The organism is Pseudoalteromonas sp. CuT4-3, from assembly GCF_035666335.1.
GTDB classification, from domain to species: domain Bacteria; phylum Pseudomonadota; class Gammaproteobacteria; order Enterobacterales; family Alteromonadaceae; genus Pseudoalteromonas; species Pseudoalteromonas atlantica.
Map to the genome: position 1 here is coordinate 1,067,881 of NZ_CP142030.1, position 24,938 is coordinate 1,092,818.

Annotated in this window: 23 protein-coding genes and 1 tRNA gene; 14 read left to right on the plus strand and 10 right to left on the minus strand. The window is 41.0% G+C overall.

Features of this window, described 5'->3' with window-relative positions; genetic code table 11:
- Window positions 1-169 precede the first annotated feature (169 nt).
- Both VOI46_RS04795 and VOI46_RS04800 read left to right on the plus strand, forming a co-directional pair.
- The gene (locus tag VOI46_RS04795) at window positions 170-913 is read left to right on the plus strand and encodes a sporulation protein (RefSeq protein WP_004587355.1); all 744 of its coding nucleotides are present in this window, start codon (window positions 170-172) and stop codon (window positions 911-913) included.
- Between the two features lie 58 nt (window positions 914-971).
- Window positions 972-1,421, plus strand: coding sequence for a GNAT family N-acetyltransferase (locus tag VOI46_RS04800; RefSeq protein ID WP_004587354.1), 450 nt, complete (start codon window positions 972-974; stop codon window positions 1,419-1,421).
- A gap of 101 nt (window positions 1,422-1,522) precedes the next feature.
- Here VOI46_RS04800 and VOI46_RS04805 read toward each other — a convergent pair whose 3' ends face one another.
- The 6 genes from VOI46_RS04805 to VOI46_RS04830 form a co-directional block, all read right to left on the minus strand.
- A complete protein-coding gene (locus tag VOI46_RS04805; protein WP_004587353.1) occupies window positions 1,523-2,875 on the minus strand; it encodes a sodium-dependent transporter in 1,353 nt (450 codons plus the stop codon).
- A 205-nt stretch (window positions 2,876-3,080) separates the two neighbouring features.
- Complete coding sequence (locus VOI46_RS04810) at window positions 3,081-4,373, minus strand: HAMP domain-containing sensor histidine kinase (RefSeq protein ID WP_004587352.1); 1,293 nt, start codon at window positions 4,371-4,373, stop codon at window positions 3,081-3,083.
- Between the two features lie 17 nt (window positions 4,374-4,390).
- Window positions 4,391-5,098, minus strand: coding sequence for a response regulator transcription factor (locus VOI46_RS04815; protein ID WP_004587351.1), 708 nt, complete (start codon window positions 5,096-5,098; stop codon window positions 4,391-4,393).
- A 195-nt stretch (window positions 5,099-5,293) separates the two neighbouring features.
- Window positions 5,294-5,677 carry a DUF3019 domain-containing protein gene (locus VOI46_RS04820; protein WP_004587350.1) on the minus strand — a complete coding sequence of 128 codons (384 nt, stop codon included), beginning with the start codon at window positions 5,675-5,677 and terminating at the stop codon, window positions 5,294-5,296.
- Window positions 5,667-6,524, minus strand: coding sequence for a MipA/OmpV family protein (locus tag VOI46_RS04825; RefSeq protein WP_004587349.1), 858 nt, complete (start codon window positions 6,522-6,524; stop codon window positions 5,667-5,669). Before VOI46_RS04825 ends, VOI46_RS04820 begins: the two co-directional genes overlap by 11 nt.
- A gap of 87 nt (window positions 6,525-6,611) precedes the next feature.
- Complete coding sequence (locus tag VOI46_RS04830) at window positions 6,612-7,415, minus strand: hypothetical protein (protein WP_004587348.1); 804 nt, start codon at window positions 7,413-7,415, stop codon at window positions 6,612-6,614.
- Between the two features lie 115 nt (window positions 7,416-7,530).
- On the opposite strand from VOI46_RS04830, the gene VOI46_RS04835 reads away from it, so the two are divergent.
- Window positions 7,531-8,676: a serine hydrolase domain-containing protein gene (locus VOI46_RS04835; RefSeq protein ID WP_039972217.1), complete on the plus strand. Its 1,146-nt coding sequence runs from the start codon at window positions 7,531-7,533 to the stop codon at window positions 8,674-8,676.
- Window positions 8,677-8,812: 136 nt separating this feature from the next.
- On the opposite strand, the gene yhbY is transcribed toward VOI46_RS04835, so the two are convergent.
- Window positions 8,813-9,109, minus strand: a complete 297-nt coding sequence (gene yhbY, locus VOI46_RS04840; protein WP_004587346.1) for a ribosome assembly RNA-binding protein YhbY — start codon at window positions 9,107-9,109, stop codon at window positions 8,813-8,815.
- Between the two features lie 88 nt (window positions 9,110-9,197).
- Here yhbY and rlmE point away from each other — a divergent pair, with 88 nt between their 5' ends.
- The 7 genes from rlmE to VOI46_RS04875 all read left to right on the plus strand — a co-directional run bounded on the left by rlmE (window position 9,198) and on the right by VOI46_RS04875 (window position 15,438).
- Window positions 9,198-9,827 (plus strand): 23S rRNA (uridine(2552)-2'-O)-methyltransferase RlmE, encoded by a 630-nt coding sequence (gene rlmE, locus VOI46_RS04845; protein WP_004587345.1) that lies wholly within the window; start codon window positions 9,198-9,200, stop codon window positions 9,825-9,827.
- A 66-nt stretch (window positions 9,828-9,893) separates the two neighbouring features.
- Complete coding sequence (ftsH, locus tag VOI46_RS04850) at window positions 9,894-11,837, plus strand: ATP-dependent zinc metalloprotease FtsH (RefSeq protein ID WP_004587344.1); 1,944 nt, start codon at window positions 9,894-9,896, stop codon at window positions 11,835-11,837.
- Between the two features lie 70 nt (window positions 11,838-11,907).
- Window positions 11,908-12,753, plus strand: a complete 846-nt coding sequence (folP, locus tag VOI46_RS04855) for a dihydropteroate synthase (RefSeq protein WP_039972216.1) — start codon at window positions 11,908-11,910, stop codon at window positions 12,751-12,753.
- Complete coding sequence (gene glmM / locus VOI46_RS04860) at window positions 12,753-14,093, plus strand: phosphoglucosamine mutase (RefSeq protein WP_004587342.1); 1,341 nt, start codon at window positions 12,753-12,755, stop codon at window positions 14,091-14,093. Before folP ends, glmM begins: the two co-directional genes overlap by 1 nt.
- Before the next feature lie 80 nt (window positions 14,094-14,173).
- A complete protein-coding gene (tpiA, locus tag VOI46_RS04865) occupies window positions 14,174-14,923 on the plus strand; it encodes a triose-phosphate isomerase (protein ID WP_004587341.1) in 750 nt (249 codons plus the stop codon).
- 1 nt (window position 14,924) lies between these two features.
- Window positions 14,925-15,272 (plus strand): preprotein translocase subunit SecG, encoded by a 348-nt coding sequence (secG, locus tag VOI46_RS04870; RefSeq protein ID WP_004587340.1) that lies wholly within the window; start codon window positions 14,925-14,927, stop codon window positions 15,270-15,272.
- 81 nt (window positions 15,273-15,353) lie between these two features.
- Window positions 15,354-15,438, plus strand: a tRNA-Leu gene (locus VOI46_RS04875).
- Between the two features lie 243 nt (window positions 15,439-15,681).
- Here VOI46_RS04875 and VOI46_RS04880 read toward each other — a convergent pair.
- Together VOI46_RS04880 and VOI46_RS04885 are read right to left on the minus strand one after the other, a co-directional pair.
- Window positions 15,682-15,813 (minus strand): hypothetical protein, encoded by a 132-nt coding sequence (locus tag VOI46_RS04880; protein WP_269745355.1) that lies wholly within the window; start codon window positions 15,811-15,813, stop codon window positions 15,682-15,684.
- 300 nt (window positions 15,814-16,113) lie between these two features.
- Window positions 16,114-16,704, minus strand: coding sequence for a LuxR C-terminal-related transcriptional regulator (locus VOI46_RS04885; RefSeq protein ID WP_004587339.1), 591 nt, complete (start codon window positions 16,702-16,704; stop codon window positions 16,114-16,116).
- A 413-nt stretch (window positions 16,705-17,117) separates the two neighbouring features.
- On the opposite strand from VOI46_RS04885, the gene VOI46_RS04890 reads away from it, so the two are divergent.
- Window positions 17,118-19,340, plus strand: a complete 2,223-nt coding sequence (locus tag VOI46_RS04890) for a TonB-dependent receptor (protein WP_004587338.1) — start codon at window positions 17,118-17,120, stop codon at window positions 19,338-19,340.
- 283 nt (window positions 19,341-19,623) lie between these two features.
- Here the strand turns inward: VOI46_RS04890 and VOI46_RS04895 are convergent, their stop codons facing one another.
- A complete protein-coding gene (locus VOI46_RS04895) occupies window positions 19,624-20,388 on the minus strand; it encodes an outer membrane protein assembly factor BamD (protein WP_004587337.1) in 765 nt (254 codons plus the stop codon).
- Window positions 20,389-20,529: 141 nt separating this feature from the next.
- On the opposite strand from VOI46_RS04895, the gene rluD reads away from it, so the two are divergent.
- The 3 genes from rluD (at window position 20,530) to clpB (ending at window position 24,912) form a co-directional block, all read left to right on the plus strand.
- The gene (gene rluD, locus VOI46_RS04900; protein ID WP_004587336.1) at window positions 20,530-21,507 is read left to right on the plus strand and encodes a 23S rRNA pseudouridine(1911/1915/1917) synthase RluD; all 978 of its coding nucleotides are present in this window, start codon (window positions 20,530-20,532) and stop codon (window positions 21,505-21,507) included.
- Window positions 21,507-22,238, plus strand: coding sequence for a peptidoglycan editing factor PgeF (gene pgeF, locus VOI46_RS04905; RefSeq protein ID WP_004587335.1), 732 nt, complete (start codon window positions 21,507-21,509; stop codon window positions 22,236-22,238). Before rluD ends, pgeF begins: the two co-directional genes overlap by 1 nt.
- Window positions 22,239-22,335: 97 nt before the next feature.
- Entirely contained in the window at window positions 22,336-24,912 is a 2,577-nt protein-coding gene (clpB, locus tag VOI46_RS04910; protein WP_004587334.1) for an ATP-dependent chaperone ClpB, read from the plus strand.
- The last annotated feature ends 26 nt before the right edge of the window (window positions 24,913-24,938 follow it).

Here is a 24,938-nt window from a genome sequence, read left to right on the forward strand (position 1 = left end):
GCTTGCCCAGCTACGTATAAAAAATGCACATTAAACACGTATTTAATCGTAAATAGCATGTAAATAACATTTTTTCACTGACATTGGCTTTTAAATATGGTTAAGATGCTTTAACGAAGGAGTTTAAGCTTGAGCAACAAACTGAGCCGCTCAGCTTAAGGAGATAGATATGTTTAAAAAGATTTTAGCGTCGGTAGGTATTGGCGCTGCAAAAGTAGATACAATTTTAGAAACTGAGCATCTTCAGCCAGGGCAACTTTTTAACGCTAATATCGTTATAACTGCAGGCGATGTGGCTCAAGAAATTGCTGGCCTTGATTTGTTTTTAATGACTCGCGTTAAAGTTGATGGCGAAGAAGGTGAGTACTTTACTAATCACGTAATTGATCAGTGGCGTATAACCGATATAGGCACTGTTGAGCCAGGTGAAGTTAAAAGTATTCCATTTGAAGCGCGCCTTCATCCAGAAACGCCAATTACTGAAATTAATGCCGGCTACAACCAATCACATGTATGGATTGAAACAGGCCTTGATATTGATTTAGCACTAGACCCTACAGATAAAGACCATTTGCATATTTACCCTAACGAAGCTGTTAAAACCTGTATGCAAGCAATGGATAAATTAGGGTTTAGTTTATTAAAAGCTGATGTTGAAAAAGGCCATTTACGTGCGCCTACTTTTCAGTCGGTATCGGGGTGTTATCAAGAGTTAGAATACAAGCCTAATAGCCGCAGCTTATTTGGTATTCAAGAGATTGAATTATCGTTTGTACCAGAAGCACACAAAACGCATGTTTTAATTGAGCTGGATAGAGCATTTAGAGGCGATGGTTATGTTGATTTAACCATAGAGCACGACCATGTGAATTTATCGCAGTTGTGCGACCAATTAGAGCGTTTGTTTGCCTAAGTGATGCGTAGTTTAACTAAACCCAGCTTAGGCTGGGTTTTTTATTTTAGGATTTTATATGTCGTTTAAATGTGCGCATTTTGATGCGCTTGATACGCGTACTTTATTTACGATAATGCGCGGCCGTGTTGATGTATTTGTAGTAGAGCAAACGTGTCCTTACCCTGAGCTTGATGAAGTAGACATTAACCCTAGTACTCAGCATTTATATGCAATTGCAGATAATAGTTTATTAGCTTATGCCCGCTGCTATGAAAAAAACGAGCAGTACAGTGCAATAGGCCGTGTATTGGTTTGTAAAAGTGAGCGAGGTAAAGGGCGGGCTACTGAGCTTGTAAATGCGGCCATAGCATGTTGTAAAAAGCAGTGGCCACAGCGTCATATTTATATAGGCGCACAAACCTATTTATTAGCATTTTATCGCTCTTTTGGCTTTACAGAAGTAGGGGAGCAATACCTAGAAGATGGCATCCCTCATCAAGATATGGTGTTAAATACTCTAAGCTAATTTATTACGAGTAAATTTAAGCTATTAAAAAGCCCACTTAACGCGTGGGCTTTACTTAATTTAGTACTTAACCTCAACTCGGGTTAGTTAAAAATAACGTTTTAACTTAACACCGAATGTAAAAACACAGCACCAATAGCTATAGGGCACACAAACTTAGTGTATACAGGCCATACTTTCCAAAATAGTGTGTTATGAACCTCAGGGTTACCTTGCTGTATTGCTTTTAGTAGTGAGCCACGGTACCAAATCCAGCCAACAAAAATACAACACATCAAGCCAAGTAAAGGCTGAGCAACTTTAGTTGTTAGGGTGATCACTAAACCAAATAAGCTTCCTAAGTTACATACTATGGTAATGCTCACTGCGCTTATTAGCGCGCCAATTAGCCATGTTGCCTGCAGGCGGCTCATTGCAAAGCGCTCCACAGTATAGGATACCGGCGCCTCTAACATTGAAATAGAGGAGGTAAGTGCGGCTATACTCATTAAGGCAAAAAATGCAAAACCTATAAATAAACCCACAGAGCCCATACCATCAAACAATGCTGGTAGCACTTGAAACACCAGTGTGTCTTCAGAGAGAAGTTTGCCTGTAGATGAAAAAATTTCTACGCCTTGAGCTTGTGCGACATACATGGCTGGTATAATTAAAAGGCCCGCTACAAACGCGATAAACACATCTATTAATGTTACATATGCGCCTAGCGTGACTAGGTTTTCTTTTTTACTTATGTAAGAGCCATAAATAATCATCACGCTGGTGCCTAATGACAAAGAGAAAAACGCTTGACCGAGTGCACTTACGAGTAAATTTGCATCAAATATAGATGAAAAATCAGGCACTAAATAGGCTTTAAGCCCTTGCATAGCACCTTCTTGGGTCATAACGTAGGCAATTAGGGCAAATAAAATACCTAAAAGCGCAGGCATCAGACGCTTAGACCATTTTTCTATGCCGTTTTCTACGCCACGACTAATAATAACCACGGTGAGTATAATAAATATCACTGTAAAAATGATGTTTCGTGAAAGTGACTGCTCACTTAACCACGTTGAAGCTTGATTTGCACCAGCTAATGTAGTGATAGGTTCAATTGTTGTGCTGAGCATCCAGCCTGCCACAATGGCATAAAAACTTAAAATAAAGCCCGCACATAAAATCCCGCCAAAACCAACGATAAAAGCAAAACGCTTTTGCCACGCGTGTGATGTTATTTTTGTTAAAGAAGACACCGCATTAGCTTGTCCGTGGCGGCCAATTATAAGCTCAGCCATAAGTGCGGGGTATGCTAAAAAGAACGCGAGTACCAAATAAGCGACTAAAAAAGCGGCACCACCATTGCTTGCTGTTTGGGTAGGAAAACCCCAAATATTACCTAAACCTACTGCAGAGCCTGCGGCGGCCATTATAAATCCAAAGCGAGAGCTAAACTCACCTCTAACTGCGCTCATATTGTTGTACTTCTCTATTTTTTGACGGCGCTGACAATCTACTGGAATTGCAAATAAATAAAAAGTACTTATTTGCCCAATTATGACAATAATTATCGTCTGGTGTGTCTATCATGCGATGCATTTAATTAATGTTATCAACAGGTTTAGAATAAGGAGTTGATTTTGTGTAATAAATGTTAATTACAGTTGTGTAAATAATATTTTACGAATCGTGATGCTGGCCAATTTTAAGGGTAAAACACGCCCCTTGAAGCCGCGCACTTTTACTAACGCTTACACTGCCGTGATGCCAATCTGCCACTTTTGCAACAATGGCTAACCCTAAGCCATAACTTTTATCAGCACGGTTACGGTGGCTTTCTTCTCTAAAAAACGGGCTAAAAACGTTATTAAAGTTCTCTGGTGCGATGCCTGGGCCATCATCTTCAACTGTAATATATAAATAATGCTCATCGCGCTTTGCACTGACATAAATAGTGTCTTTTGCAAAGTCGCAGGCATTGCCAATTAAATTACTAATAGCCCGAGCAAGCCAATGTAAGTCAGCAAAAACCATATCGTCACTACTGTTTAGTTGTATTTTAAGTTGGCTGGTTTCAATTTTAGGCGAAAGCTGTGTAAGTAAATCCTCAAGATAGTGCGATAAATTAGTTTGCGAGTAGGTGAGCTGGTTGGCATTTTGCTCAAGGGTTGCAAAGGCTAAATAGCTTTTAAGCATTGATTCCATATGATCAAGATCGTTTTCCATACGCACAAGGTATTGCTTAACTTTAGGCATGTCTGCGCTGTCGAGCGCAGCATCTAAGCCAAAGCGTAAACATGCGATAGGGGTTCTAATATCGTGCGATAAGCTCGATGCCATTAATTTGTTTTCCGCCACGAGCTTTTCTATTTGGCTAGCCATGCGGTTAAATGTAAGCTCAACATCTCTTATGTAGGTAAAGTGAGAGACCTTTATTCTCGCTTGTACATCACCTGCGGCAAACTTTTTAGCCGCATCGTTTAATGCTGTTAAGCGTTTAGCTAGTGGGGCAATAATAAAGCCCATAAAAATGCAGAGTCCAGCATAAAACAACAAAGTTAAAATAATATCGTTGCGCTGATCTGTTTCAAAGCCTTTATCTAGGCGCATGGAAAGATGATAAGGCGACAATACTTCGCTACTGTAGAGCATATAAAAACCTTGCTGGTCTTCTAAAATAAGACCGCTTTGGGTATGCATTTGTAGTATTAATGACGGCGGCAGGGCTAGGGATTCATTATTTTTGTAATCAAGCTTTACATTAAAGTCGTTTGCCAATTGCTTTACATAAGCTGCGCGCTCTGAGGTCGCTACACTACTCAAATGTTTACTAAAGCCGTTGATCATTTGGCTTTGAAGGCTAAATTCATCATGCGGTGTTTGAGTTTGTTGGCTAAATGCATCGATTAGCCAGCCCAATACAACAATAGAAAGCAGCGCACTACCGAGTAGTGAAATGTAAAATTTTTTCATTTAAACCACCACGGTTACTATTCCCACGCAGTGGCAACAAGTAAATAACCACGCCCCCAAATAGTTTTAATTTTTTCTGGGTTTTGCGGGTCATCATGAAACTTTTTGCGCAGCGCAGATATTAGTACATCAACACTTCTATCAAGCCCATCGTATTCACGGCCTTTGGTTGCTTTAAACACAGCATCACGCGAGACTACTTGGCCTGCATTACTGGCTAAATAGTGCAGTAGGAGGTACTCAGCACTAGAAATAGCCATATCTTGATTATTAAGCGTTACACTGCGTGATTGAGTATCAATACTGAGTGCGCCTACAGTAATCACACTCTCGTTAATGGTTACTTTAGTCGGTTCGCTAGTAAGGCGCAGTGCTGCTTTTATACGGGCAAGTAATGCGCGAGGGCACACAGGTTTCATGATGTAATCACTCGCACCTACTTCTAAACCAATTACTTCATCCATTTCATCATCGCGGGCGGTTAGCATAATAATGGGCGCGGTGTAAAAGCTACGTAGCTCTCTGCACACACTTACACCGTCTTGGCCTGGCAACATAATGTCGAGCAGGACTATGTTAGGGTTTAAGTTTTTTACCTGGCTTATTACTTCATCGCCGCGATGGCAAACATGGGTGGTATAGCCTTGCTCGGTTAAGTACTCTGCAACCCATTGGGCTAAAGAGGTGTCATCTTCAACTAATAAAATAGTGCCGTAATTATCCATAAAGCTTCCTTAGTGTTAGAGGGTTGCCGTGTGTGGATTGAAACTCGCCCTTAACTAACCCTAAGGGCTGCATAGGTTTGGGATTTATGCTGCGTTAGTGCCTATTTAGCAGAACAACCACACTTTATAAACGCTGACTTACTTAATTACCAAACACATTGCTGTAAAATCAATCACGAAATGTCACACCTCTAATTAGAACAAGCGCCAGCGGCGTTTTTTTTGTCTATTTTGATAAACCCACTGCAGTTTAACCTCTGTTGTGGCAATAACTTGGGCTGTATTACTATCAAACAATTCAAAAGAAATACTTTGCTGGGAGTCGAAGGTATATTCAAATACGCCTTGTTGCTGCTTTAACCAGCATTGCATTATATATTTTGATGTTGCGTCTCTTAGGCAGTAATTACCTATAGTTGGTTGCTGCCAGCTAAGCGTTACATCAGCGTAGCAATTGCGGCCTTCGCGCAGTGCAACACAAGTGTCGGGCAGCGCAATTAATGGGGCCGTTTTATCTGTTGTTTTAGCAGATGAAATAGCAGGGAAGATCAATAATAAACAGATCCATCTAAAATACATAACGTAGGCCTACCTTGGCTTTATGTTGATACCCTTGAGAAATAATGGGGCTGTCGTCTATTTCTTTTGAAAACCACGTTGTTAACCAGCCAGACAAAAACACCCAATCTTGAGAAATAGGGTACTCAGCATGAAACTCAAACATAATACTGGTACTGCCATTAGGGGTGTAAATAGGGCGATTAGCGGTGGCTTCGTCTGCATCTATACCAAAGTAATAGTTAGTAAAACTGCCCGAATAAGCGCTAATACCCACCCCAGATCTAAACTCCCAATTACGCCATGGCAAAATATGGCTAAAAAAGGTGTTAAACACCCAGCCATTATGTGTACCTGTAATATCATGTAAAAACTCAAACGAAATTTGCGAGTTTTCAAAGCGGCGCGTTAATCTTAGCCCAGCATCAAAATCGTAATTACGCGATTTTATACCCGCAAGCTCTTCTATTACACCGTGGTTGTAAAAACCTAAGCCTTTGTCATCAAAGCCAGCCTGAGTATTGGTGCCTAATATATCCAAGCCCCAATCAAATTTATCTATAAGGCTGTAACCCACAACTAAGCCGCCGCTTAATTGGTTATGATCAAAGTCGAGATAAAAGTTTTCGTAGGAAATAGCCAGGCTTAAATCGAGTTCAATGCCATCGTCGTAGGAATCAAGGCCAATTAGGTAAGAGTCTTCTACATAATAACCAGCCCCAGCGCTCCAATCCCACGCAAAGCCTTGGGTGGGCTCTAGCGTGTTATCAGCATAGTATCGATTGCTTGCCTGGCTTTGAAAGCTCAAAAAACTGGCGCAAAGCAATACGCTATTAATAAAAGTATGCTGTAAGAAAGCGTTTTTCATCCCTGGGGACCTAATTATTATTTGTTATTAAGCGTATTATATTGGTAAGTGAATCCTTGAATCTGTAAAAAAATGTAGTTTTTTACGTTATTGCACTTTTATTTTGTCAATTAAAATACTGCTTAAGTAATATTGCATCATAGGCGTTAAGGCACTCACCTCTGTACGCGTACATGGGCCTTGTAGTTTAGTTAAGCTGCTTAATTTAGTAATGGTTTTAAAGGGCGGTACAGTTACTTCCTTACCTGCGCGCGCTATACGGGCTTGCTCGGTATTTTGTTGATGTACAAATGTTGCCACTTCTAACTCATTAGTAATTTTTTGCTCTTGGGCAAAGCTAAACAATAAAGGCTCACGGTGGAAGCTTGCGCTGTCTATTGATGATTTTGCAAACCACACCACATCGCCAGAGGCGCGGTGCTTAATGCGCATGCTCACTTGAGCTAGTATGGTGGCGCATTGTTGAGTAGGGTATTGCTGCGCTACTTTGGCAAATAAAGGGTAAGGGTTTTCAGGTTGAGTTAACGCATATTTTGTATCGTCAGTAAATGCTAAATCTAACTGATGAATAGCTAACGTGTAGTCACTGTTTTTGCTATCAGTCACTTCTAAGCCTTTATCGTTCAAGGCTTGGGTTATTTGCTTTAATAGCGTGTCTGTTACGCTTGCTTTATCGGTTGTAATACGCACTGTTTGGCCGCGTGTTACTTTGTGCGCCGGTAACTGTACAGACTTAACTTTTGGCGATGCGTGCTCTGTTTTATACTCAAGCTGGTAAGTTTCGCTCTTTAATGTTGGCTTTAACGGTAAAGCCAAAGGCTCGGCCGGCTGTTTGGTAATTGCACAACCTGCTGATAATAATATAAAAAGTGATACAACTATAAAACGCATAAATACTTAACATCCACTTAAAAAGCCAATAATCGCAACATTGTACGTTAGTCCTATCAAAACTTCATGATATTATGCACATAGATGTAGTTAAAAAAGAATAAATTTGTAACGAATGAAGTATCTCACTAATTTTATGTATGTTTGGGTCGCTATTTGTCTATCTTTACCGCTTCAGGCAATAGCTAAAGCAGACTCAAGCTGGGATGGATTCGTAAAACAGTATGGACGCTACGCAGAAAAAAAACTCAACAGTAAAGGTATTCCTGGCGCTGCGCTTTCGATAGTGAGTATTGGTAACGCTGATTATATCCACACCATGGGCCGCACTAAGGCAAGAAGTGGCACACAGGTTAACCGCCACACCCGCTTTAGGTTAGCTTCGGTGTCAAAAACATTTGCAGGGTCGTTAACTGCAAAGCTTGCAAGTGAAGGGTTAATAGATTTATTTAAACCGGTAAGTGAGTATATACCTGCCTTTAAAGGCACGGTTTATAAAGATAATTTAAAAGTGTTTCACTTATTAAGCCACTCCAGCGGTTTGGTTCCTAATGCGTATGACAATTTAATTGAATCAAGAATGAATTACCCCGATATTGTCGAAAAGCTATTAACAGTAAAGCCCATTTGCGAACCAGGCCAATGCTATGGCTATCAAAACGTGATGTTTAGTTTAATTGATGATGTCATTTACAGCAGTACCAATAAAAAATATGACCAGTGGCTGCAAGAGGGAATTTTTACACCATTAAAAATGAGCGATACCAGCTTAGGCTACGATGCAATGGTGCAGGATAAAAATTATGCGCTGCCGCACGTTAGAGGAAAAAAACGTTGGTACACAGCCAAGCTGAAAAAAAACTATTATAAAGTCGGCCCTGCTGCGGGCGTAAATGCAAGTGCCACCGATATGGCAAAATGGTTAAATGCGCAATTAGGGCAAAACCTAGATGTACTCTCTTTAGATGCACTTGCTACACAAACACGTCCTTATACACTTACAAAAAAAGAGCGTTATAGACGAGTATGGAAAAAGGAATTAGAACAAGCTTATTATGGATTAGGCTGGCGTGTTTATAACTATAACGATGAAACGCTTTATTATCATAGTGGCTGGGTGCAAGGCTATCGCAGTGACTTAGTGGTTATACCGCATTTAAATGTGGGTTTTAGCTTGATTGTTAACGCGGAAACAGGCGTGATAAATGAATTAACTACTGAATTTTTAGACCGTTTATTAAAATACAAACGCACTAAATAAAACAGGCCTAAAATTGCTTAAAAAGCGCCGTGCTTTAAATTTATTGTTTAAAGGTAAAAGGCATAAATAAGCACATATAATAAAAAAACCAGCTTAATGCTGGTTTTTTTATAAAAAGACTCACTGCACAATTAACTTATGCGCGTGGTAATTGAATCTTTTTTTCTGCACTTTGACGATACAATACAACAGTGTGACCTATTGTTTGTAGCTTAGTAGCGCCGGTTTCACGAACGATTGCATCAAAAATAAGTGCTTTTGTTTCACGATCGTCAGTAGGTACTTTTACTTTAATCAATTCGTGAATTTCTAATGCACTTTGAATTTCGACTACCACGCCCTCGGTTAAACCGTTAGAACCTAGTAAAACTACAGGCTTAAGGCTATGTGCCTGACCTTTTAAAAACTGCTTTTGTTTGTTTGATAATGTCATGTTTATACAAATTTTGCTGAATATGGCTTGAATTAAGGGTATTCTAACGCCATCTAAAGAATATTACTAATTAGTTGCGTGTTAATTTATGACAAATAAAAAACATTCAGCCAGTTCAAAGCGATGGCTGAAAGAACATTTTGATGATCAATATGTTCAGCAAGCGCAAAAAAAAGGCTGGCGTTCTCGAGCTGTTTTCAAATTAGATGAGATCCAAAATAAAGATAAACTGCTTCGCCCTGGTATGACCGTTGTTGATTTAGGTGCTGCACCTGGCAGCTGGTCACAATACTTAGCCGAGAAAGTATCTGATAAAGGTCAGGTTGTTGCGTGTGACATATTACCGATGGACTCACTTGCGGGGGTTGACTTTTTACAAGGCGATTTTCGTGAAGAAGCCGTACTTGATGCGTTGTTAAAACGCATTGATGGTAAAAATGTTGATGTGGTACTCTCTGACATGGCACCAAATATGAGCGGTAATAACTCGGTAGATCAAGCGGGTAGCATGTATTTGGTAGAATTAGCACTTGATATGTGTCATCAAGTATTAAAGAAAAATGGTGCATTTGTTGTTAAAGTGTTTCAAGGTGAAGGCTTTGATCAATACTTGCAAGACGTTCGTAATAGTTTTAAAGCAGTGAAAATACGCAAACCTGATGCCTCACGTGCCCGTTCTCGGGAAGTATATATAGTAGCGACCGGCTACAAACTGTAGTACAGTTGCTTGGCGTTTAGTTGAATTTAAATTAATTGGATACAAGAGGTTAACCCCTTGAGCGATATGGCGAAAAATCTAATACTCTGGCTGGTTATTGCAGTTGTGCTAATGTCAGTATTTCAGAGCTTTAATGGCGGCGATCAAGTTGATCGTCAAACAAGTTACACTCAATTTGTAAAAGACGTGCGTAGCGGCTCTTTACAAGAAGTTATTATTGACCGTGGAACGGGTAATATTACAGGTACTAAAAGCAGTGGTGAGCGTTTTCAAACCACAATGCCAATGTACGATGAAGATTTAATTAATGATTTACTTAAAAATGATGTAAATGTAAAAGGCGTTCAGCCTGAAGAACAATCGTTTTTAGCAAGTATTTTTATCTCTTGGTTCCCAATGTTGCTGCTTATAGGGGTATGGATATTCTTCATGCGTCAAATGCAAGGCGGTGGCGGTAAAGGCGCAATGTCGTTTGGTAAAAGCAAAGCGCGCCTGATGAGCGAAGACCAAGTTAAAACAACTTTTGCTGATGTAGCAGGTTGTGATGAAGCAAAAGACGACGTAACAGAGTTAGTAGACTTTTTACGTGACCCTTCTAAGTTCCAAAAACTTGGTGGTAGTATTCCAAAGGGCGTACTAATGGTGGGTCCTCCTGGTACAGGTAAAACATTACTTGCAAAAGCCGTAGCCGGTGAAGCAAAAGTACCGTTTTTCACCATTTCAGGCTCTGACTTTGTTGAAATGTTTGTTGGTGTGGGCGCATCGCGTGTACGTGACATGTTTGAGCAAGCTAAAAAGGCTGCACCATGTATTATCTTTATAGATGAGATTGATGCTGTAGGTCGTAAGCGTGGCGCTGGCATGGGTGGGGGACACGACGAACGTGAACAAACACTAAACCAAATGCTAGTAGAAATGGATGGTTTTGAAGGTAACGAAGGTATTATCGTTATAGCGGCAACTAACCGCCCTGACGTACTAGACCCTGCATTACTTCGTCCTGGTCGTTTTGACCGTCAAGTAGTGGTTGGCTTACCTGATATTCGTGGCCGTGAGCAAATTCTTAAAGTACATATGCGTAAAGTGCCATTAGGCGATAACGTAGAAGCGGCAGTTATTGCACGTGGTACGCCTGGTTTCTCTGGTGCTGATTTAGCAAACCTTGTAAACGAAGCCGCACTTTATGCCGCACGTGGTAATAAACGTGTTGTAAGTATGGCTGAATTTGATGCTGCTAAAGATAAAATCATGATGGGTGCTGAGCGCAAGACCATGGTGATGAGTGAGCAAGAGAAAGAAATGACGGCTTACCATGAAGCGGGCCATGCTATTGTTGGCCGTATGGTGCCAGAGCACGACCCAGTTTATAAAGTGTCGATTATTCCACGTGGCCGTGCCCTTGGTGTAACTATGTACCTACCTGAACAGGACCGTGTTAGCCATTCTAAAGAGCTTTTAGAGTCAATGATTTCAAGCCTTTACGGTGGCCGAATTGCTGAAGCACTTATTTATGGCGAAGACAAAGTAACAACGGGTGCGAGTAACGACATTGAGCGTGCAACAGATATTGCACGTAAAATGGTAACGCAGTGGGGCCTGAGTGAAAAACTAGGTCCATTACTTTACGCTGAAGATCAAAACGAGATGTACATGGGTGGCGGCGGTGGTCGCGCAATGAGCATGTCTGATGAAACAGCTAAAGTAATTGATGCCGAAGTACGCTTATTCTCGGACCGTAATTATCAAAGAGCAGAAGATATATTAAAAGAAAATATTGATATTCTTCATGCGATGAAAGATGCATTAATGAAATACGAAACAATTGATGCTAAACAAATTGATGATTTAATGGCGCGTCAGCCTGTGCGTGAACCACGTGATGCACATGACCGTTTAGACGATAAGCCAACTAAAACAGTCGCACCTCAAGAAAAGCCGGTTGATGAAAGCCAAAAACCGGATGATTCATCGAAAAAAGATGAAACAAACCTTGATGATAAAGCTGAATAATCGTTAAAATAATACTTTAAAAGCCCCGTACTTCGGGGCTTTTTTGTATCAAATAACTAAAAGGTTGGCGATGACTAACATAATAAACCTTCCCCGTGGGCGTAAACTTAATTTGGAAAAACCATGTGTGATGGGTATTTTAAATGTGACCCCAGATTCATTTTCTGATGGTGGAAAGTTTTTAGATACAGCGCACGCGGTGCAACAGGCAATGCAGTTGTTAGACGAGGGTGCAACTATCATTGATATTGGCGGGGAGTCTACACGCCCAGGCGCGCCAGATGTTAATTTAGACGATGAACTTAATCGTGTGATACCTGCAATAAAAGCCATTAGAGCTAAAAGTGACTGCGTTATATCGGTAGATACCAGTAAAGCGCAGGTCATGGAGCAGGCGATTTTAGCAGGTGCTGATATAGTTAACGACGTACGTGCATTACAAGAGCCCCACGCACTTAGCACACTCGCTAAGTATCCCGATGTAGCAATTTGTTTGATGCATATGCAAGGGCAGCCACGGACAATGCAAAGTGAACCCACTTATACTGACTTGCTAGCGCAAATTAACCTCTTTTTTGAGCAGCGTATAAGCGCATGCGAAACAGCGGGTATTAAGGTGGAGCAACTTATCCTCGACCCAGGTTTTGGCTTTGGCAAAACCCTAGAGCATAATTTTGAAATACTTGCTAAATTTAATGCATTTAATAAATTTGAACTACCGCTTTTAGCAGGTCTTTCACGCAAGTCGATGATAGGTAATTTGCTAAACAGAAAAACAGATGAGCGATTAGCGGGCAGCTTAGCCGGTGCGCTAATTGCCGCGCAAAATGGCGCAAAAATTATTCGTGTACACGATGTAAAAGAAACAGCAGATGTGCTTGGTGTACTCCAAGCTTGCGAAAAAGGAGCTTTATAATGAGCGAAAGAAAATATTTTGGTACCGATGGGGTACGTGGTTTAGTGGGCACAGCTCCAATTAACCCTGAGTTTGCAATGAAATTAGGCTGGGCCGCAGGTCGAGTTTTGTCTCTAAGTGGAACAAAAAAAGTAATTATAGGTAAAGATACCCGTATTTCAGGTTACATGCTAGAAACCGCGCTTGAAGCTGGTTTAATTGCCGCAGGAATAGATGTCGTACTGCTTGGGCCAATGCCAACGCCCGCTGTTGCATATTTAGCGCAAACGTTTAGAGCCGAAGCAGGTATTGTAATTAGTGCATCGCATAACCCTTATTACGATAACGGGATTAAGTTTTTTAATGGCCAAGGCTTAAAGTTGGATGACGACGTTGAGCTACAAATTGAAGCGATGCTTGATGAACCAATGACCTGTGTTGCCTCAGATAAGCTTGGTAAAGCCTCGCGCTTAGTAAGTGCTGATGGGCGCTATATTGAATTTTGTAAAAGCCAATTTCCACAAGGCTTATCACTTGAAGGTTTAAAAGTTGTACTAGATTGTGCCAATGGCGCAACCTACCATATTGCACCGTCGGTAATGCGTGAGCTAGGCGCTGAAGTGATTACTCATGCATGTGAGCCTAATGGGGTGAATATAAACCATGAATGTGGTGCTACACACGTTGATACGTTAAAGCGCAAAGTGCTAGAGCACAAAGCTGATGTGGGTATTGCTTACGATGGCGATGGTGATCGCGTAATGATGGTTGATCACAACGGTCGCGTATTTGACGGTGATGACTTAGTTTACATTATTGCCTGTCAAGCGGCTGAAGATCATATGCTAGGTGGTGGTGTTGTTGGCACGGTTATGTCGAACATGGGGCTTGAAAATGCATTAAAAGCAAAAGGAATTGAATTTGCGCGCAGCAAAGTTGGCGACCGTTATGTAATGGAAATGCTGCAGCAAAAAGGGTGGAGAATTGGCGGTGAAAGCTCAGGCCATGTATTAAACCTCGATTTAATCACCACGGGTGATGGTATCATTTCAAGCCTTCAGGTATTGGCTGCAATGGTGGCTCAAAATCGCACATTACAAGATTTAGGGGCTGGTTTTACAAAGTACCCAATGAAAATGATTAATGTACGTTACACACCTGGCACAGACCCTACACAAGCACCAGAAGTACAAGATGCGGTTGCGCAAGTAGAGCAAGCTTTAGGTGAAAAAGGCCGTGTTTTACTTCGTAAATCAGGCACTGAACCGGTAGTACGTGTTATGGTTGAAGCCGAACAAGAAAAAATAGTCATAGACAGCGCGCAAAAAATTGCAGCAGTTGTCGAATCTATGAGCAAATAAACTGATTGAGAACAATAACCTCTTGTAACTTAGGGCGAGAAAAGTTAATATCTCGCCCGCTTTCTAATCTGGAGTGGAAAATGGCAATACGTAAGGCAATGGTCGCAGGCAACTGGAAAATGAATGGCTCTTTAGAGCTTGTCACTCAACTGTCTGATGCCATTAACAGTGTTAAATCAAATGAGATAGACATTGTTTTATTTCCTCCATTTCCATTAGTATCAGCACTGGTTGACAGTGGTGTTACCACGGGTACCCAAACGCTCAGTGAAAATACCCCAGGCGCCTTTACCGGTGAAGTGGATGCTCAGCTTATTAAAGAGTTAGGTGCTAAGTACGTACTCGTAGGTCATTCAGAGCGACGCAGTATTTACAAAGAAAGCAATGCAACCGTAGCCGCAAAATTTGCCCGTGCGCAGCAAGTGGGACTAACACCTATCTTGTGTATCGGCGAAAGCGAGAGCGAACAAGAAAACGGTCAAACCGAACACGTGGTTGCTGCACAAATTGATGCAGTAATTGGGAAATTAGGTGTAGCAGCACTGAAAGATTCTGTGATAGCATACGAGCCCGTTTGGGCCATAGGCACAGGTAAGACTGCATCGCCAGAACAGGCACAAGCTGTTCATAAATTTATCCGTGACAAAATTGCTTCATTAGATAGCGATTTAGCACAAGGGCTTACCATCTTATATGGTGGTAGCGTTAACGAAAAAAATAGCGAATTATTATTTGCACAACCAGATATAGACGGCGGCCTTATTGGCGGTGCTAGTCTAAAAGCAGATTCGTTCACTGCAATCTGTAACAGTGCAAAAGGGACCGTATAAGATGTACGAAATTTTATTAGTAGTTTATTTAGTTGTTGCTTTAGCTTTAGTTGGTATGGTTTTAATCCAGCAAGGTAAAGGCGCAGACATGGGTTCTTCATTTGGCGCCGGTGCTTCGGGCACAGTTTTTGGCTCATCAGGTGCAGGTAACTTCATGACCAAAACAACAACAAGCTTAGCAACAGTGTTTTTTGTTTTAAGTATTGTGTTAGGTAACTTAACTGCCGGTCAAATTAAAAAGACCGATGAGTGGGAAAACCTTGAAGCAGCACCTGCAGTAGAAACTGTAGCGCCAGCAGAAGAAGACGTACCTGTTACTCAACAGCAGAGCTCTGACGTACCAAACTAATTTAGCGTAAAGCTAACGTTAAACGACTTATACTCCTCAAGTAAGTCAATAAGTTTAACACCTAAGCGAAAGCTTAAAAATGCGGATGTGGTGGAATTGGTAGACACGCTACCTTGAGGGGGTAGTGCTTTCGGGCGTGGGGGTTCAAGTCCCCCCATCCGCACCAAATTATAAAACCAGTAGCAGCAATGTTACTGGTTTTTTTATGGGAAACTCTCCATTTGCTCACTTATTAACCGCTTATTCCTTTTAAGGTTTATTAACTTACAATGCTTTGTAGGCACATAATTTAAAAAGCATAATTTACTGTAGTATTGTTTAATGAACTAGCCTGTGTACATTGCTTTTAACTGGCTCCCTGAACAGATAAAAAGGCGCTGCTATCACTATATTTATAAGTAACTTACACCTAATCAAAAGTAACGCCATAGCTATCTTTATCACGCACTATAGATACAAAGCTATTTATACCAACTTCAGCACTCGTGTAACTAGATGCAAGTGCGGCACATATTGCTACTGTTACAGATAGCTTTTTCATATGAATTTCCTATTTTCTATTTGTTATTTAGATGTTGATTTTATGGGGGTTATAGAAGTGATTTTAGTTTTTATCTAATAATTTTAGGAAGTTAGTTAAAAAAACTTTACCGACCGTGTTTTTCTTTTGGTTACAATTGTTAAATAATAGAAGTAATTATCTAAAGCAGTATGATTGCATTAGATATTTTTTATTTCGTTACTAAATGATGATTAAAGAGTGGAGTACTATTTTATTAATATAAGCTTATTGCACATATAAAAGCCTAAAAACATTTGTCGTTATGCTACATCTTTAAGCTTAATTATTTACTTTATTAAGATTGGCTTGACACCATAACAAGGCCTGCTGCTTGTTTTTAACAGAAATTTTTTGATAAATTTTATGCAAATGTACACGAACTGTTGCTTCGCTAATAAATAAGTTGTCAGCAATGGCGCTGGAGTGTAGCCCTGAGAATAACAAGTTTAACACTTTTATTTCTTTGCTAGTTAAGTTGCTAGATTGTACCACTGACTGCTTCTCAGTGGCTAGCATTTGCTTCATCCAACAATCAGAAATATCTCGTGGAAACCAGAGCTTCCCTTTTTCAATTGCCTCAAGGCCTTTTTGAAAATATTTTTCATCGGTATTTTCGTAAAATAACCCTTTTAGATTAGGCCACTCTTTCAAAGAAAGTGCATTGCAATTTTTAGGGACATCAAAAATAACTAACCCTTGTTGCCTATTCTGCGCCATAAATTGCGTAATTAAATCATGGGTAGTAATTATGTTAAGTGCTTGGTAGTTAACCAGTAAAATATTGTACTTCGCAGCTACGCAAAATAGCGAGGTGTAATCAGGGTTATTAAAACATTTAAGACTTTTATTACTAGTATTGTCTGATTCCATAACGATTCAATCCATAAGGTTGATAATTATACTATATTGTTATTTATTGCCGATTTCAATGAAGTTTAAAGCCGTTATTTGAAGCAACTATTACTGTAAAGAAAATTAGTTCACCTATATCTATTACACTGTTTTGCTATGTATTTGAATAGGTTGCTTAAAAGTGAGGCCTTATGGCCTGCCGTTATTATTTATAATGTAAGTAATATTATCCAACAATAATCAAAAATTATAATTAATTTGTACCTGTATGTTTATTAAATGAAAATTTTTATACATTTCTTCACAAATATGTAATATAATGCCCTTCCAGAGGAAAGATGCTATTAGGCGTCTTTTTTTATGCCCAAAACTTATTGCCCAAGCCAATAAGTTCGCATAACTAAATTATACGGTATCCTTTGGAGAATATTTTGAAACTACGCAAACTCTCACAGTTAAGCCTCGCAATTGTCGCTGCACTAACTACCTCAGTAAATGCTGAAGAAGCTAAAACAACAGCAAAACAAGACGCGTTTGAAAAAATCGAAGTTACAGCTCGTAAACGTACAGAGAGCTTGTTTGAATCTCCAACCGCTATCACATCAATTGGTGCTAACCTAATTGATAAAGCCAATATGAGTAACCTAGAAGATATTGGTAAATACGTTCCAAACTTAAATATCACTCGCTACGGTGTAGGTAATGCGGCGCATGCCTCTGTGTTTATTCGTGGTATTGGTCTACAAGATCACATAATTACAACCGATCCGGGTGTAGGTGTTTATTTAGATGGTGTTTACTTAGGCCGTCAAATGGGGTCAAACTTATCGTTACCAAATGTAGAGCGTGTTGAAGTTCTACGTGGACCACAAGGTACATTATATGGTCGTAATACCTTAGGTGGCGCAGTAAATGTAATTACTAAGCAACCAGGTGATGAAGGGATTGTTTCAACTACAGCTAAAATTGGTAGCCGCGGACGTATTGCTGGCGATGTATACTTTAATAACTCGCTAACAGATGAAGTAAGTATGTCTGCAAGTGCATCATACAAAACGCGCGATGGTGTGGGTGAAGCTGTCAATTTAGCTAATCCAGAAAAAGAAATTGGTGAAGAAGAAGAGTTTAGCGGTCGCGTAGCCCTTAAATGGCAAGCCAATAGCGATTTAGCGTTTACTTTTTCACTTGACGGTGTTGATAACGAGTCGGGTCAATCGCCTTACACTATTGAGTTAACTGAGCCGCTTGATGCAAATGATGTATTTAATGGTGACTTTCCTTTATTAACACAGGATATGATCCCATCTGACCCTGATGATTTAGGCACTACCGTTGCTGGTATTGAATCTACGTCTTACTCAGGGTGGGGTACGTCATTTACTGCTGATTGGGCAATTGATGATACGTACACGGCTAAATTTATTTCAAGTTACCGTACTTCTGAATACGAAGGTGGACTTGATGATGATGCCTCACCACTTAATTTATCTGAGTTCCCAGAAGAGGGTGGTGCAGACCAATACTCGTTTGAAATTCAACTAAATGCGACTTACGATAATATGGACTTTGTATCAGGCCTTTACTTCTTTAATGAAGATGGCTTTACACGTTCAGGTCCATTTGTATTTAGCCCATTCAATACACCTAATGGCTTATTAAACGATGGTGTTACACCTTCATTTGGTGGTTATGGCGATTTTGAAATTAACCAAGAAACAAACTCATACGCTGTATATTTTAATACAAGTTACGATTTAACAGATGATTTAAGTATTGGCGGTGGCCTTCGATACTCAAAAGATGAGAAAGATGCCGATGCGATTTTCCCAACATTTGCTGAACGTAAATACGTAAGTGCAGAGTTTGACGCTGTAACATGGGATGTAAACGCATCATATCAAATCAGCAATAACATGAATGTATATGGTCAAATCCAAAAAGGGTACCAAACCGGTGGTTTCCCTCCACGTCCATTTGGTGGCCCCGATCAGTTTGTATCGTTTGATGAAACTAAAGCAATTAACTACGAAATGGGCTTAAAAGGCCAAGTACATGAAAATGTATCTATGATGTTGGCTGTATTTGTAACAGATTACACTGACCTTGCTTTACCATTTTCTGACCCTACTGCAGGCGGTGGTTTTGTAACGATTGTTGAAAATGCAGGTGAGTCTAAAGCGCAAGGTATTGAGCTTGAAACTACCGTTGCCATTACAGACGATTTCACAATTCGCAGCTCTGTAGGTTACTTAGATTCTGAAATTACAGAAGTAGATGCAGGCGTACAAGGTATTGGTAAAGGTGATTCACCAGCATTAACACCACGTTGGACTGTAATGATTGCCCCTTCTTACTTTATGGATTTAGATAGCGGTGCAACCGTTGCATTTAACGCTAACTACTCTTTCAGAAGCGAAATGCAAGGCCAGTCGGTTTACAATGAAAGCGAGACTATTGATGCGCGTGAATTAGTTGGTTTTAATATTTCTTACACTAACCCTTATGGCGATATGGAAGTAACCTTATACGGTGAAAACGTATTAAATGAGGTTTACGATGTAGGTCGTTTACAGCAGTCAGGTTTTGTTGGTGTAATGCGCAGTAATGACCGTAGCGAGTTTGGTTTAAAATTCAAAAAAGACTTTGAGCTTTAATCACCCGCAATGAGTTAATTAAAAGGTAAGCTTAGGCTTACCTTTTTTGTTTTTACGCCAGTAAAAAGAAAAACTTAGATCAACAGTGAATCCCTTTAGAACAAGCGCTATACAAGCATGCAGTGCAATTGCTATTGTTATACTCAGTGTGGTGCGAAGGCTAATCGCTAAGTATTAAAAAGCGCCACAGGCATCAACTAGCCTTATTTTTAGGCAATAAAAAAGCCCTCAGAGAGGGCTTTTAAACAATCAACATAGGTTTAAATAAAAACCTCTGCCATTCTTATTTGTTAGATTCATTGTATTCACGCGTTAGTCTTGCGTGCTCACTTAAATCTGTCAGGCCAAGCTTTTCGTAGCTTTTTTCCATCATCTCAAGTGCAGGCTCTAAATAGCTGCTTTGCGAGTAATGTTCAACAACGTACTTACCACGATTAGCGGCCGCTAGGTAAGCTTCACGTTCGTAGTAGTAATTAGCCACTTTTAGCTCGTAACGCGCCATACGGTTTAAAAGCCACACTAAACGACGTTTAGCCTCTGGTGCGTAATCACTCTTTGGAAAGCGTTTTACAAGCGTTGATAAATCGGTAAATGCAACACGTGTTCGGTTTGCATCGCGGTCAGCTCTGTCTATGCCAAAATACTCTTGGAAGGCATTTTTATCTGCTTTAATGTTAACCAAGCCACGCAGGTAGTACATGTAATCTAAATCTTTGTGGTTTGGGTTTAAACGAATAAAGCGGTCAATGGTCGCTAATGCTTGCTCTGTATTACCTGATTGGTAATGGGCATACACTAAATCCATTTGTACTTGCTTTGAGAAAGGGCCAAATGGGTAGCGTGAATCAATAGCGGTTAACAGCTCAATTGCACGGGCGTATAAACCTGAGTCGAGCGTTTGTTTTGCATCTTCATACAAAGCGTGTGCAGATTTGTTAGGAACGCGTTGGATATCTTCTTGGTCAGGCGCAGAAGAACAGGCCCCTAAAGTAAGTACAGAAGCTGAAAAAACAATGGCGAATGCACGTTTCCCTATTTTATTTATCATTTTATTTGTTACCTTCGATGTCTTCGGCTAGGCCACGGCGGTAAAACCGAGTAAACTATGCGTATTATATTATGCTTTTATTAAAAGCGATTCTAACCCAGTCAGGCACAGCTTGCACTGGTAAATTGGGTAAAGTTACTAATGTCAGAACAAATTTCACTTCAAGCCGAGGTTCCTACCGAGTTAGGTGGTAAACGTCTAGACCAAGTATTAGCGCAATTGTTCCCTGATTATTCACGTTCACGTATAAAAACATGGATATTGGATGATAAAATCACCGTTGACGGTGAAATCTATAACACACCACGAGAAAAACTACTCGGTGGTGAAGTTGTAAATGTTGAAACCAGCATTGAAGCACCACGCGAATACGAAGCACAAGATATCAAATTAAACATTGTTTATGAAGATGATGATATTTTGGTTATCAACAAACCTATGGGCCTAGTCGTTCACCCAGGTGCAGGTAACCCAGATGGCACAGTGCTAAATGCATTGCTGCATCATTTTCCGGATATTATTAACGTACCGCGTGCTGGTATTGTGCACCGTCTAGATAAAGACACCACAGGCTTAATGGTGGTGGCTAAAACTATTCAGGCGCAAACACATTTAGTTAAAGCACTGCAAAAACGCGAAAACTTTACGCGTGAATACGAAGCTTTATGTAATGGTACTATGACCGCAGGTGGCATGGTTGAAAAGCCGATTGGCCGTCATCCAACGCAGCGTACACACATGGCAGTTCACGAAATGGGTAAGCCTGCCATTACACATTACCGTGTTGCTGAAAAATTCCGTGCTCATACACGTTTACGCCTTCGCCTAGAAACCGGCCGTACACACCAAATTCGTGTTCATATGGCGTATATCAACCACCCGTTAATTGGCGATAGAGCCTACGGCGGGCGTCCTCGTCCACCTAAAGGTGCTACGCCAGAGCTGTTTGAAATGTTACGTACATTTAATCGCCAAGCCTTACACGCAGTAAAATTGAGTATTGCGCACCCTATTACGGGCGAGATGATGACCTGGCAAGCGCCTATTCCAGATGACATGGTGGCAATGACTCAGGTGCTTAGAGAAGATACCAAAGCTAACCCTAACATAGAGTATTAATGGCTTTTTTGTCAGCACCTTGGCCTAATTTAACCTCGGTAGGTACGCTCAGTACCACCCGAGAAGGCGGCGTGTCAAAGCCGCCTTTTAATAGCTTAAATTTAGGCCTACATGTTGATGATGATCCAGAGCATGTGCTAAAAAACCGTGCTTTGGTTGAGCAATCCCTGCCAAACCCGCCACTGTGGCTTAATCAAGTGCATAGTGGCGATGTGCTCTGCGTTGATGCAGATTTTAATTTTCAAACATTACACAGTGCTGATGCGTTGTATACAAAAGTTAAAAATCAGCCTCTTGCTATTATGAGTGCAGATTGCCTGCCTATTCTGTTTGCAAGTCATGATGGCCATGAAGTTGCAGCAGTGCATGGTGGTTGGCGCGGCCTTGAAAAAGGGATCATAAAAAATACGCTTGCCTGTTTTAGCGCGCCTAGTAAGCAAATATATGCGTGGCTTGGGCCTGCTATTGGTTCTGAGCAATTTGAAGTTGGTGCCGAGGTTGCTACGCGATTTATTGCAAAATCCCCGTTGTTTAAAGAGGCGTTTAAATTACAAAGCAATAATAAATACTTGTGCGATATTTATCTAATCGCTCGCATTGAGCTTGAGCAATTAGGCGTTATTAATATTAGCGGAGGCGATTATTGTACTGTTTCTCAGCCATCATTGTTTTTCTCTTATCGGCGAGAAGGTAAAACAGGACGTATGGCAAGTTTGATCTGGCGCAAATAAAACACTATTTCCCCACAATATTCTTCTTAACACCTTGAACAATTCTATTAACATACCCATTTATTAAGCAATTAGTTTATTAAATAGGTAAACCCTCATGCGTTTAGATAGATTCACAAGTAAATTTCAATCTGCGCTTTCAGATGCTCAGTCGCTAGCATTAGGGCGCGATCATCAATTTATTGAACCCGTACATTTAATGTATGCGCTTTTACAGCAAAATGGCTCTAGCGTGCGCGCCTTGCTTGCACAAGCAGGCGTGAGTGCGGATGAGCTCAACACCAAGCTTTCTCAAGAAATAGAAAAGCTGTTTAAAGTTGAAGGAGTCGGGGGCGACGTACAGCTTTCTAATAACATGGCTTCGCTTATTAACTTATGTGATAAGTACGCGCAAAAGCGTAAAGATAAGTATATTTCGAGCGAATTATTTGTATTAGCTGCCTGTGACGACAAAGGCCCTTTAGGTGATATTTTTAGAGCGCTTAATATCACTGCAACTAAAATAGAAAGTGCCATAAAAGCAATTCGCGGTGGCCAAAAGGTCGATGACCCTAACGCCGAAGAAACCCGACAAGCACTTGAAAAATATACCATTGATTTAACCGAGCGCGCAGAGCAAGGTAAGCTCGACCCCGTTATTGGGCGAGATGACGAAATCCGTCGCACGATTCAAGTTTTGCAGCGCCGTACTAAAAATAACCCCGTGCTTATTGGTGAGCCAGGGGTAGGTAAAACGGCCATTGCAGAGGGGTTAGCGCAGCGCATTATAAATGGCGAAGTGCCAGAGGGCCTAAAAAGCAAGCGTGTTTTATCGCTAGATTTAGGCGCGCTGGTGGCGGGTGCTAAATACCGTGGTGAATTTGAAGAGCGTTTAAAATCGGTGCTCAACGAGCTGGCTAAAGAAGAAGGCCAAGTGATTTTATTTATTGATGAAATTCACACTATGGTGGGCGCAGGTAAAACCGATGGCGCTATGGATGCTGGCAATATGTTAAAGCCAGCGCTTGCGAGAGGGGAGCTACACTGTGTGGGCGCCACGACGCTTGATGAATACCGCCAATACATAGAAAAAGATGCCGCACTTGAGCGTCGTTTTCAAAAAGTATTGGTTGAAGAGCCCTCAGTTGAAGACACCATTGCCATTTTACGCGGCTTAAAAGAGCGCTACGAGTTACATCACTCGGTGGATATTACCGACCCAGCAATTGTCGCCGCTGCGCATTTATCGCACCGTTATATTAGTGACCGACAATTACCAGATAAAGCCATTGATTTAATTGACGAGGCTGGCTCGTCAATTCGTTTGCAAATAGATTCTAAGCCTGAGTCTTTAGATAAGCTTGAGCGCCGTATTATTCAATTGAAACTTGAAGATAACGCTTTAGCTAAAGAAAAAGACGATGCAAGCCAAAAGCGGCGCAGCGAAATGCAGCAACTCATCACCGACTTAGAAGCGCAATACCGAGAGCTTGATGAAGTATGGAATGCAGAAAAAGCCTCGTTACAAGGCACGCAAGTAATTAAAGCTGAGCTTGAACAAGCGCGCCTTGATTTAGAGGTTGCCCGCCGAGCAAGCGATTTACAGCGTATGTCGGAGCTGCAATACGGAAGAATTCCAGAGCTTGAGCGAAAACTTGATTTAGCCTCGCAAGCTGAAATGCAAGAAATGAGCTTACTAAAAAACCAAGTAGGCGAAGACGAAATTGCAGAAATACTCTCTCGTTGGACCGGGATCCCAGTATCGCGAATGCTGCAAGGTGAGCGAGAAAAACTGTTAAAAATGGAAGAGCAACTTCACAGTAAAGTGATAGGGCAGGACGAAGCAGTTGTTGCGGTCGCGAATGCGATACGACGCTCTCGTGCGGGGCTTGCCGATCCTAATCGACCAATAGGGTCATTTTTATTTTTAGGACCAACTGGGGTGGGTAAAACAGAGCTTACTAAAGCGCTTGCAGGTTTTATGTTCGATACAGAAGATGCCATGGTGCGTATCGACATGTCAGAGTTTATGGAAAAACACGCTGTAGCACGTTTAGTGGGCGCGCCTCCCGGTTATGTTGGTTACGAAGAAGGCGGCTATTTAACCGAAGCCGTTCGCCGTAAGCCTTACTCTGTAATTTTGCTTGATGAAATAGAAAAAGCGCACCCCGATGTATTTAATATTTTATTGCAGGTACTCGATGATGGCCGCCTTACTGATGGACAAGGGCGTACGGTTGATTTTAAAAATACGGTTATTATTATGACCTCAAATTTAGGCTCAGACATTATTCAAGAGCAAGCGGGTACAAACGACTACGCAACGCTTAAGAGCAAAGTTATGAATGTGCTCGTTAACGAATTTAGGCCAGAATTTATAAACCGTATTGATGAAACCGTCGTATTTCATCCACTTGCCAATGAGCATATTAAAGAAATTGCCGATATTCAGCTTGTTAAATTGCGTGAGCGTTTAACAGAAATGGGCTACTTACTAGAGATCAGTGATGCGGCGCTTGAAAAAATAGCCTCTAGCGGGTTCGACCCTGTTTACGGTGCTCGCCCATTAAAACGAGCTATTCAGCAAACAATTGAAAACCCACTGGCTCAGCAGCTATTAGGGGGAGAGTACAACCCTGGCGATATTGTCGTGATAGATGCAAACGAGCAGGGCCTGATTTTTTCAAAACGCTAATATAGACGTACAATAAGCCGCCAAGC